Raw genomic sequence first — 3,511 nt, 5'->3', positions numbered from 1 at the left:
CTCCTCTCTGATTGGGTTTTGTCACTTTAATCATATCAAGGAACGCTATTTTTGTGTACCCTAAAACGCAAAAAAGGTGGAATAAAAGCAGATTAATTATCTACTTATGTCCCAACCTCCTCTTTTTTATTTCAAAATAAATTTCCCCAATGCGTGTGACGTCACCCCCTCTTCAATGCTATAAATAATTTTGCCACGTAAAATCGTATGGGCAATTTTCGCCCCAATTTCACGACCAATGTATGGGCTAATTTGATTTTTGTATTCTAAATCTGTTGCCTGTAAAACATATGACGCTTGCGGTTTAATTAACACAAAGTCGGCATCTTTGCCGATACTGATACTGCCTTTCTCAACTAAATCATATCGCTTCGCTGGATTAGTTGCGATGATATTAGCAAAAGTCGTCAGCGGCATATTACGCTTTTGAACTCCTTCGTCAAAGAGAACGTCCACATTGTTTTGCACACCAGAAATCCCCCCCCAAGCTTCAAATGTATTGTCGGTATCTTTTAAATCAGGTGTACAAGGTGAATGATCAGACGTAACAAAATAAATTTCTTCTTTCATTACTTTTTCCCAAAGACCCTCTTGAGCTTTTTTATCACGAATCGGTGGCGAACATTTAACCACTGGTCCAATTGCATCTAGTTCATCCGTTTCAAAGTATAAATAATGCGTACAAGTTTCACACGTCACATCTATCCCTTCTTGGCGAGCTCGTGTAACTTCCTCAACCCCCTCTGGACAGGCCACATGACAAATATGAATTCGACATCCTGTTTCCTTTGCAAATAATATGGCCCGTTTAATCGGCTCAACCTCAGTAAAAACTGGGCGGGTTTCTACGTAATCTTTCAACGTTCGTTTACCACTCTTATAAGCAATCTCGCCTAAGCGATCTGTAATAGCCGCATTTTCTGCATGAATTGCTAAGACTTTTCCAGTTTTTGCCACTAATTTCATGCCGACATATAGGGAATAATCGTCAACATTCATAAAGTCTCCATCAATAGAACGATCTCCACAAGTCGCCATAAAGCATTTATATGCAGCTACCCCACCAGCATCAAGCTCTTCGATGCCATGTTTTTCCAAATTAAAGGGAACCAATCCACCAAAAGAAGCAACATCTACTGTCAATTTATCTTTTCCTGCTTGGTATTTTATTTCTAAGCTGTCTTTATCAACAGTCGCTGGAACTTGATTGAGTGGCATTTCCATAAAACTTGTTACACCACCTTTGGCACAGGCTTTTGTTCCTGTCACATAACCTTCCCATTGATCACGGTACCCACCACCAGGGTCAGTAATATGGACATGAGCGTCTACCATTCCCGGACTGACAATCAAGCCAGTAGCATCAATTGTTCGCTCAGCCTCACCTAAACCGCGACCTATCGCAGCTATTTTGCCATCTTTTACAGCAACATCCGTGTTCACTTCTCCGTTCTCTAAAATAACCAGCCCATTCTTGATAATTAACTCATAGTTCATTCCGTTTCCTCCTCAAGGATTTTTTGTTCGAGTAGGTAATACCTTATTTTTTGTTGCTTTTTAAAATTAGATAAATCGCTAATGATAAGCCCGCTCCAATTAACCACGACAAGCTTGAAATAATACTCAAGCTTGGGATGAATTGTCCTAGCATTGACACAATTAAAGCTATGATCGTTGCGACATATGCTTCTTTGTTAATGCCTTTATATTGATTTTGGCTATTATCAGCTGTTGGATCCATATAGAGTTGATCTAAATCAATTTTCTGTTTATGAATAAAGAAATACTGGGCAATCATCACACCAGCTACTGGTCCTAAAACCGCTCCAATCATATTCAAAAAGGCAAAGATACTCTCTTGATTTTCCATCAATTTCCATGGCATTATTAGAAAACTAATAATGGAAGCAATAATTACCCCTTTACGATAATTGATTTTTTTAGGGAATAACGCTGAAAGTTGATAAGCAGCGGGAATGATATTTCCAGTGGCATTTGTTGAAACGGTGGTCATTAATAAAACCACTACGGCTAATGTTGCAGCTGGCAAACTATCCCATTTATCCACAATATTTAACACATTCCACTCTTGTACACCATAATGAATAGAGCCGCCAATCAAAATAGCAACACTTGAAAAAGCAAAAATTAAGTAGCCAACTAAAAAGCTAGCCGTTTGTCCAATTGTTTGAGCCCGAGTTGATTGAGCATTTTGAGTGAAATCTGAAGCACTTGCTCCTGGAGCAGCCCAAACTGCTAATACCGAGTTAATAATCATCAAATAAACCAGTGGTCCAGCATGTTGTTGAACCATGTTCCCTGTTGGAGTAAAGGCTAATATCGGACCAATTCCTCCCCCTACTTTTACTGCCCAAATGGCCATGCCACCAAATACAACATAAATCAATGGGTTTAAAATAGCTGTAAACTTATTAAGAACTCCACCACCGCCAAAACCAATCCCGACATTGATCGCCCAAAAAATAGTAAAGGCAATAAGTCCCGGTAAATTAATACCAAAAAAATTAAAAGAACCACCCATCGTTAAAAAGTCTGGCCAAATCTTACCAATCAAGATCAATAAAGCTAGTGATCCTGTGTAATTTTGTAAGCCAAACCAAGCAATAGCAGCGACACATCCGCGCAAAAAGCCTGGTAACTTAGCACCAATATCGCCATAAGTTGACCGTAAATGCATAGCAAAAGGGATACCATAGCGAGATCCAGCCCTGCCGTTAAATACCATAAACGCGGCAACAGCCGATGAACTGACAACAATCGCTAGCATGACATTAATTGGCGATAGCCCTAAAAAGAGAAAACCGCCGACAGCTGTGTAGTTTGGAATATTATGGACGGAGCCCATCCACAAAGTAAAATAATTAGTTGCCCCCATGTTACGCTTTTCGGCTGTTTTTGGCAAAACATCCTCATTGTATCCTCGTTCTCTTAATCGTTCTACTTGTTCCGTCGTCACTTGAATATCAGTATCATGGTCACTTCTCTGGACAGTGTTACTGCTAATCGACATCACTCATCCTCCTTAATTTGATCTAGTTGCAACTATCTACAAATGGTTAGCGGGCTTGACTAACTAATCCCCACCCTCGACTACTGATACATACATCATACAATTTATGTAAAACGTTTTCATTGGTGAAATTTACAAAATTGAGATTTTTTTTGTGCACACCGCATAAACTGTTAAACTCTTTCTAATACACCTCACTTTATAAGCAATTAAAAAAAAGAGTTACAGCCAATACTTCAAACGATTAGCTAAAAGGAGATTATTTTCACAAAGATTAACAAGAAAACAAGAAACATTCTCATTAAAAAATTTCTTTTCTAAATAGAATGTTTCCCACTTTCTTAGATAATTTATTTACGCCTTCATGCCTAATTTTTCTGCATAAGCGGTAATAGCTTTTTCAAAACAAGATAATGGCGGACGAACTGTGCCTGCCCCTATTTGACCAATCCCAGCTTTTTTATGAGCAATCCCTGTATT

The 3,511-nt window shown here is 38.8% G+C and carries 2 protein-coding genes; both read right to left on the bottom strand.

Annotated features, from left to right (window positions below; genetic code table 11):
* Positions 1 to 126: 126 nt before the first annotated feature.
* The gene (gene allB / locus AC5KOD_RS02955; protein ID WP_496913047.1) at positions 127 to 1,497 is read right to left on the bottom strand and encodes an allantoinase AllB; all 1,371 of its coding nucleotides are present in this window, start codon (positions 1,495 to 1,497) and stop codon (positions 127 to 129) included.
* Between the two features lie 43 nt (positions 1,498 to 1,540).
* The gene (gene allW / locus AC5KOD_RS02950) at positions 1,541 to 3,031 is read right to left on the bottom strand and encodes an allantoin permease (protein ID WP_496913046.1); all 1,491 of its coding nucleotides are present in this window, start codon (positions 3,029 to 3,031) and stop codon (positions 1,541 to 1,543) included.
* Between the last annotated feature and the right edge of the window lie 480 nt (positions 3,032 to 3,511).

The organism is Vagococcus sp. WN80Y (assembly GCF_059621045.1).
This window is presented reverse-complemented; position numbering and strand designations above follow the sequence as displayed.